This is a genomic window from Elioraea sp. (assembly GCF_051860475.1).
GTDB lineage: Bacteria > Pseudomonadota > Alphaproteobacteria > Acetobacterales > Acetobacteraceae > Elioraea.
Map to the genome: position 1 here is coordinate 1 of NZ_JBHYDW010000176.1, position 7,677 is coordinate 7,677.

At 69.5% G+C, this 7,677-nt stretch carries 8 protein-coding genes; 6 read left to right on the forward strand and 2 right to left on the reverse strand.

What is annotated here, in order from left to right:
- Positions 1-525: LabA-like NYN domain-containing protein (locus tag ACTIFU_RS21010; protein ID WP_439580277.1), on the reverse strand; the 525-nt coding region annotated here is incomplete at its 3' end.
- A gap of 113 nt (positions 526-638) precedes the next feature.
- Here ACTIFU_RS21010 and folK point away from each other — a divergent pair.
- The 5 genes from folK (at position 639) to ACTIFU_RS21035 (ending at position 5,798) form a co-directional block, all read left to right on the forward strand.
- On the forward strand, positions 639-1,133 hold the full coding sequence (gene folK / locus ACTIFU_RS21015; protein WP_439580278.1) for a 2-amino-4-hydroxy-6-hydroxymethyldihydropteridine diphosphokinase: 495 nt from the start codon (positions 639-641) through the stop codon (positions 1,131-1,133).
- A gap of 86 nt (positions 1,134-1,219) precedes the next feature.
- Positions 1,220-1,606 (forward strand): DNA-directed RNA polymerase subunit omega, encoded by a 387-nt coding sequence (rpoZ, locus tag ACTIFU_RS21020; protein ID WP_439580279.1) that lies wholly within the window; start codon positions 1,220-1,222, stop codon positions 1,604-1,606.
- 81 nt (positions 1,607-1,687) lie between these two features.
- Entirely contained in the window at positions 1,688-3,868 is a 2,181-nt protein-coding gene (locus ACTIFU_RS21025; protein WP_439580280.1) for a RelA/SpoT family protein, read from the forward strand.
- Between the two features lie 28 nt (positions 3,869-3,896).
- Complete coding sequence (locus ACTIFU_RS21030; protein ID WP_439580281.1) at positions 3,897-4,631, forward strand: pyridoxine 5'-phosphate synthase; 735 nt, start codon at positions 3,897-3,899, stop codon at positions 4,629-4,631.
- A gap of 189 nt (positions 4,632-4,820) precedes the next feature.
- Positions 4,821-5,798, forward strand: a complete 978-nt coding sequence (locus ACTIFU_RS21035; RefSeq protein ID WP_439580282.1) for a Bug family tripartite tricarboxylate transporter substrate binding protein — start codon at positions 4,821-4,823, stop codon at positions 5,796-5,798.
- Between the two features lie 6 nt (positions 5,799-5,804).
- Here the strand turns inward: ACTIFU_RS21035 and ACTIFU_RS21040 are convergent, their stop codons facing one another.
- Complete coding sequence (locus ACTIFU_RS21040) at positions 5,805-6,962, reverse strand: alpha-hydroxy acid oxidase (protein ID WP_439580284.1); 1,158 nt, start codon at positions 6,960-6,962, stop codon at positions 5,805-5,807.
- A 244-nt stretch (positions 6,963-7,206) separates the two neighbouring features.
- On the opposite strand from ACTIFU_RS21040, the gene ACTIFU_RS21045 reads away from it, so the two are divergent.
- Positions 7,207-7,596 carry a RidA family protein gene (locus tag ACTIFU_RS21045; protein ID WP_439580283.1) on the forward strand — a complete coding sequence of 130 codons (390 nt, stop codon included), beginning with the start codon at positions 7,207-7,209 and terminating at the stop codon, positions 7,594-7,596.
- The last annotated feature ends 81 nt before the right edge of the window (positions 7,597-7,677 follow it).

Consider the following 7,677-nt stretch of genomic DNA (forward strand, 5'->3'; position numbering starts at 1 on the left):
CATGCGGCGGGTGAACTCGCCCATGATGTCGGCGAGATCGACGAACTGGTCGGCCTGGCGGCGCAGATCGTCGGCGATCAGCACCGGTTGCGTGCGGATGGTGCTGACCACCGTCACCCGCACGCCCCTGCGCTGCACTGCCTCGACCAAGCGGCGGAAGTCGCCGTCGCCGGAGAACAGCACGACGTGGTTCACGTGCGGCGCCATCTCGAGCATGTCGATCGCAAGCTCGATGTCCATGTTGCCCTTGACGCGGCGGCGGCCAGTCGAGTCGGTGAATTCCTTGGCGGGCTTCGTGACGACCGTGTAGCCGTTGTAACCCAGCCAGTCCACCAGCTGCTTCATCGGGGTTGTCTCTTCCGTTTCGATGACCGCAGTGTAGTAAAACATTCGGACGATGTATGCTTTGGTACGGAAGAACGCATGCAGCGACTTGTAGTCGACATCGAATCCCAGCGTGCGCGATGCCGCATAGAGGTTCGCTCCGTCGATGAACACTGCAACGCGCTCAGATCGTTCGAACATCTGTCCTTCGCTCCTCAACCGTGGGCCGGTACGAAATCCCCACTCGGTGACAGGCTAAACACGACCGATGCTGACGTGAATAGGGTATCGCGCATGTTTCAGAAGAATGACAGATGATCGTCGTCGGGCTCGGCGCCAACCTGCCTGGCCAAGGCGGCGCGCCGCCGCACGCCACTTTGGCCTGGGCGATCGGGCGGGTGAACGCGCTCCCGGGGCTGCGCTTCATTGCGGCGTCGCGGCTGTGGGACAGCGCGCCGGTGCCCCCGTCGGCCCAGCCCCGCTACGTCAATGGCGTCGCCGCTTATGCGGGCAGACTCGACCCGGCGGCGCTGCTGGCAGCGCTGAACGCGATCGAGGCCGAGGCAGGCCGGGTCCGCGGCGAGCGCGACGCCGCACGCGTGCTCGACCTGGACCTGCTCGACCTGAACGGCGTGGTCCGCGCCGACCCGCCCCCGGTCCTGCCCCATCCTCGGCTCGCCGCGCGAGGCTTCGTGCTGCGCCCGCTCGCCGAGGTCGCGCCCGGATGGCGCCATCCTGTCACCGGGCAGTCCATCGCCGCCCTGATCGCGGCCCTGCCACCCGACGAGGACTGCCGACCTCTCGCCTGAACAGGTCAGGGTTGCTTGCCTTCCTCGCTCTGGATCACTATTAACTCGGGTCCCGCCCCAGACTTCAGTGCCGGAGGGTCGAGCGCATGGCGCGCGTCACCGTTGAAGACTGCGTCCTCAAGGTTCCGAACCGCTTCGAGCTCGTGATGCTCGCTGCCCAACGCGCGCGCAACATCAGCCGCGGCGAGGCGCCGACCGTCGATCGCGACAACGACAAGAACCCCGTGGTGGCGCTGCGCGAGATCGCCGACGAGACGATCGCGCTCGAGGCCGTGCGCGGCGACTTGATCAAGAGCCTCCAGCGCCTGCCCGAGCCCGAGCCCGCCTCGGAGGAGGTCATGGACCTGCTGCCGACCGAGAGCAACATCTTCGCCGGCATGGACATCAGCCCCGACGAGCAGGCGACCGAGGAAGGCCCGGCCTCGGAGGACGACATCGAGGCCGCGATCGCCCGCGAGCTGGGCGGCGGCTGACTCCGGACGCTCGCGCGATGACACCGGCGCAGGCAGGGCACCCCCTCGGGTGTCCGCGTGCGCCACGATGGTGACGCGGCGGTGCCTGACGGCACAGCGCTCCTTGATCGCGAGCTGGTCGAACGCGTCCGCGCCTACGACCCCAAGGCCGACGCCGAGGCCATCACCCGCGCCTACGACTTCGCCGCCAAGGCGCATGTCGGCCAGATGCGCGACAACGGCGATCCCTACTTCACCCACCCGGTCGAGGTCGCGAACATCCTGACCGGCTACCGGGTGGACTCCAATTCGATCGTCACCGCGCTGCTGCACGACGTGGTCGAGGACACGCCGGTCACGCTCGCCGACGTCGAGAAGGGGTTCGGCCGCGACGTCGCCCGCTTGGTGGACGGCGTGACCAAGCTGACCCGGCTCGAGCTCCAGTCCGACCGCTCCAAGCAGGCCGAGAACTTCCGCAAGCTCGTCCTTGCGATGAGCGAGGACATCCGCGTCCTGCTCGTCAAGCTTGCGGACCGGCTGCACAACATGCGCACGCTCCGCTTCGTGCGCGACGAGCAGCGCCGCCGCCGGATCGCCGCCGAGACGCTCGAGATCTACGCCCCGCTTGCCGAGCGGATCGGCATGGACCAGGTGAAGACCGAGCTCGAAACCCTTGCCTTCCGTGAGCTCCAGCCCGACGCCTATGCCTCGATCCTCGCCCGCGTGGCGTTCCTGCGCGGCGAGGGCGCGGACACGATCGACCGCGTGACGGAGGAGCTGAGCCGGCTGCTCGCCGAGCACGAGATCGCCGCCGAGGTCACCGGGCGCGAGAAGAGCGCCTACTCGATCTGGCTGAAGATGCATCGGCGCAACGTCGCCTTCGAGCAGCTCTCCGACATCATGGCGTTCCGTGTGGTCGTCGAGAGTGTTGACGACTGCTACCGCGCGCTCGGCGTGGTGCACTCGGCGTTCCGCGTCGTGCCGGGCCGGTTCAAGGACTACATCTCCACGCCCAAGCCCAACGGCTATCGCAGCTTGCACACTGGCGTGATCCTGCCCGGCGCGCAGAAGATCGAGATCCAGATCCGCACGCGCGAGATGCACGAGATCGCCGAGTACGGTGTCGCTGCACACTGGTCGTATAAGGAGTCGGGGCCAAAGCCGACCGAGGCGCCGCGCCAGTACCGCTGGCTGCGCTCGCTGCTGGAGATCCTGGAGCAGGCGTCGGGGCCGGAGGAATTCCTCGAGCACACGAAGCTCGAGATGTTCCGCGACCAGGTCTTCTGCTTTACGCCGAAGGGCGATCTGATCACGCTGCCGCGCGGCGCGACGCCGGTGGATTTCGCCTACGCCGTGCACTCGGAGGTCGGCGACACCTGCGTGGGCGCCAAGATCAACGGCCGGATCATGCCGCTGCGCACCGAGCTCGCGAACGGCGACCAGGTCGAGATCGTCACCGCGCGCGGCCACACGCCCAATCCGGCCTGGGAGCGCTTCGTCGTCACCGGCAAGGCGCGCGCACGCATCCGCCGCTTCATCCACGCCCAGCAACGCGCGCAGAACATCGAGCTCGGCCGTTCGATGCTGGTGAAGGCGTTCCGCCAGGAGGGAGTGGAGGGCGGCGAGAAGGTGCTGGACGGCGTGCTCAAGACCTTCAAGCAGGCCAGCATCGAGGACCTCCAGGTGGCGGTCGGCTCGGGCGTGGTCGGGCCGCGCGAGGTGGTGTTCGCCGCCTATCCTGAGCTGCGCCCGACCGCGCGCGCACCCTCGATCCTGCCGATGCCACGCGGCAAGGCCAAGCCGTCCGCGCCCGCGAAGGATGGTACGCCCGCCGCGGTACCCATCAGCGGACTCGTCGCCGGCATGGCGGTGCATTTCGCCGGGTGCTGCCACCCGCTGCCAGGCGACCGCATCGTCGGCATCATCACCACCGGCAAGGGCGTCACCATCCACACCGCCGACTGCCAGACGCTGGAGAGCTTCGCCGCGACCCCGGAACGGTTCCTCGACGTCTCCTGGGATTTCGACCAGACCGCGCAGCAGAAGCATGTCGGCCGTATCACCGTGCTGACCGCCAACCAGCCCGGCGCGCTCTCGACGCTCACCACCATCATCGCCAAGCGCGATGGCAACATCGTCAACCTCAAGATCGTCAACCGTACGCCTGAGTTCTTCGAGATGCTGATCGACCTCGAGGTGCGCGACCTCGGCCATCTTGGCGACATCGTCGCAGCACTCCGCGCGAGCCCGCAGATCAGCACCGTCGAGCGCGCGCGCGCCTGAGCCGCCTCATCCGCAGGGAAAGGACACGATGCCGGCACCACTCCGCCTCGGCGTGAACGTCGATCACGTCGCGACCATCCGCAACGCGCGTGGCGGTGACCACCCCGACCCCGTGCGTGCCGCGCGCGTCGCGAAGGAGGCCGGCGCGGATGGCATCACCGCGCATCTGCGCGAGGACCGCCGCCACATCCGCGACGACGACATGCGCCGGCTCAAGGACGAGATCGCCCTGAAACTGAACTTCGAGATGGCCGCGACGCCCGAGATGGTCGGGATCGCCCGCGCGCTCCGCCCGCACGCCGCCTGCCTGGTGCCCGAGAAGCGCGAGGAGCGCACCACCGAGGGCGGGCTCGATGTGATCGGGAACAAAGGTGTGGTCGGTGAGGCGATCACGGCGCTGGCCGACGCGGGCATCCGCGTCAGCCTGTTCATCGAGGCCGACCCGCGCCAGCTCGACGCCGCGCGTGAGCTCGCAGCGCCGGTCGTTGAGCTGCACACCGGGACCTATTGCGAGCATGTGGGTGCCGCGCGCGAGCGCGAGTTGGCGCGGATCGTGGCCGCGGCGAAGCACGGTGCGGCGATCGGGCTCGAAGTGCATGCGGGGCACGGGCTCGCCTTCGACACTGTCGGGCCGATCGCTGCGATCCCCGAGGTCGCCGAGCTGAACATTGGCCACTTTCTTGTCGGCGAGGCCGTGTTCCTCGGCCTCGCCGCCGCAATCCGCGAGATGCGAAGGCGCATGGATAACGCGCGCGGCAGGTGACGCGGGGGCTCCGCCCCCTGCACCCCCGGCAGGGCTCCGCCCTGCACCCGCCAAGGGCCATTGGCCCTTGGATCCCGTGACCCGGGGGGACCACGCCTTGCGCTCAGGGTTGGCAGGCCGCACTCTCGCACTCGTCACGGCCATGATCCGAAACGGTGGCCGGCCACCACGGGATCAGGGAGGACCCAAATGCGACGCCGACACGTCCTCGGGCTTGCGCCCGCGTTTGTCACCGCGCTCGCCGCGCGCGCTACGGCCCAGCAGGACGGGACTTGGCCTTCGCGCCCGATCCGCATGCTCGTCCCCTTCGCTCCCGGCGGCACGACCGACCTGATGGGACGTCTCGTCGCGCAGCATCTCGCGCCGCGCCTCGGCCAGCCCGTTGCGGTAGAGAACCGGCCCGGAGGCGGAACCAACATCGCGGCCGACGCCGCCGCCAAGTCGCGCCCCGACGGCTACACCGTGCTGTTCGGTGCCGCCGCGATGAGCGTGAACCCGAGCCTGCTGCCGTCGATGCCCTACGATCTGTTCACCGACCTCGCCCCGGTCTCGCTGGTCAACCGCACGCCGCTGGTGATGATCGTGCATCCCGATGTGCCGGCCCGGACGGTTCAGGAGTTCGTCGCGTGGGCGAAGACCCAGCCGCAGGGGGTCTCCTATGGCTCGGGCGGGATCGGCACGATCCCGCATCTCGCGGCCGAGCTCCTCAAGGCCGAGGCCGGGATCAACCTCGTGCACGTTCCCTATCGCGGCCAGGCGCCGGCGATGCAGGACCTGCTCGCGGGGCGGATTGCCCTGATGATCGAGAGCGTGCCGCCGATCCTGCCGATGATCGCCGATGGGCGTGTGCGCCCGATCGCGGTCGCCGAGCTCCGCGCCCTCTCCGTGCTGCCGCAGCTGCCGACCATCGCCGAGGCCGGCTATCCCGGGTTCGAGGCCGCCGCCTGGAACGCGATCTGGGTGCCTGCCGGGACGCCGCCGTCGATCATCGCACGGCTGAGCCGCGAGGTCGCCGAAATCGTGCGGACGCCTGCGGTGACCGAGCGGTTCCAGCACCTCGGCGCCTTCCCGGTCGGCAGCACGCCCGAGGAGATGGATCGGTTCCTCCGCGCTGAGGTCGCGCGTTGGGCCGAGGTGGTGAAGCGCTCCGGCGCGCGGGCCGACTGAGCCGGCTCAGCCGATCCGCACCAGCCGTTCCGGCGTCATCTCCGCGAGCGATGTGATCCCGAGCAGCGCCATGTCGCGATCGATCTCGGAGGCGAGCAGGCCGATCGCGTGTGCGACCCCCTCGGCGCCGCCGATCGCTGCGGCGTAGAGGAACGGCCGTCCGATGAACACGGTGCGCGCGCCGAGCGCGATGGCCTTCAGCACGTCTGAGCCGCGCCGTACCCCGCCGTCCAGCATCACCGGGACGTCGCCGACCGCCTCGACCACCGCAGGCAGCATGCGCAGCGCCGAGACCGCGTGGTCGAGCTGCCGCCCGCCATGGTTCGAGACGATGATCCCGTCCGCACCGTGCTCGCGCGCGAGCCGCGCGTCGCCGGGATCGAGGATGCCCTTGATCACCAGCCTGCCGGGCCAGCGCTCGCGGATCATATCGATATGACTCCAGTCGAAGTGATCCTTGTTGGAGAAGTCCCGCAGCACCTGCCGCGCGAGGATCGGCGCGCCCCGATGCGCGAAGGAATTCTCGAAATGCGGCATCCCATGCCGGAGCAGCGTGCGCGCCGCGGTGCCGAGTAGCCAGCGCGGCCGGATCGCCCCGTCCCAGGCCAGCCGCAGGCTCGGCCGCAGCGGGGTCGAGAAGCCGTTGCGGATGTTGTTCTCGCGGTTCGCCGCGACCGGCACGTCCACGGTCACGACCAGCGTGCCGAACCCGGCCGCGGCCGCCCGCTCGATCAGGCCGCGGATGCGCTCGGGATCGCCCGGCAGATAGGCCTGGAACCAGCTGTCTGGCGAGGCGGCGGCGATCTCTTCGAGCCGAATCACCGAGGAGCCGCTCATGATGTTGACGATTCCGGCCTCCGCCGCCGCCTGCGCGAGCACCATGTCGCCGCGATAGGCGATCACGCCCGAGAGCCCCATCGGCGCGATGCCGAAGGGCGCGGCCCAGCGCTTTCCGAACAGTTCGGTCTCGGTCGTGCGCTCGGATACGTTGCGCAGCACGCGCGGCACGAAGCCCCATTCTGCGAAGGCGTCGCGGTTGTCGGCGCGCGCGGCGTCGTCCTCCGCCCCGCCGGCCACGTAGCCGAACAGCGGCCGCGGCAGGTGCCGGCGCGCCGCCGGTTCGAGGTCGAGGAGCGACAGGATCGAGCGCAGCCGGCGGGGGATGCGGGGAGTGCCACCCTCGGCATAGTTGACGCCGCCGCGAAGCTTGCGACGCGGCGGGGCCGCCGAGGCCGCGGTGTCGGGGTCGAGGCTGCGCGTGCTGATCGGAGGGCCCTCCCGTCTGTCCGGCCAGACCCTGCCGTCGCCTCGGCCCGCTGTCGAGCCTCAACTGGCTGAGGCAGCCTTGCGCCTCGTGCCGGCCATGGTCGACCCTGCTCCTGCCCGGTCTGCGTGCGAGGGAGAGATCATGCCGAAGCGCATCGTCACGTCGAACCGCATCCGGCCCTTCACGGTGCCGATCGCCCAGGCCACCCTCGCCGGCGGGTTCATGTTCGTCTGCTGCACCGGTGCCCGGCCTGACGGCAGCTATGCGCTCGGCGATGCGCGCGCGCAGACGCAACAGGCGATCGACAACATCCGCGCGCTGATCGAGGAGGCGGGTGGCACCTTGCGCGACGTGGTGAAGTGCACGGTCTATGTCACGGACCGCGCCTATTTGGCGCCGATGAACGAAGTCTACTTCGCCGCCTTCGCCGAGGACCCGCCGCATCGCGTCTCGTGCATCGTGCAGGGGCTGGGCTCGCCCGACTGCATCGTCGAGGTCGATGCGACCGCGTATCTGGGGGAGGGGGCGTAGGGAACGACCCTCACCCTGACCCTTGCGTGTATGGGGGGATTGAGCGGGGATAGGTCTGCTCGTCTGCGTCTGGCGGCGGTC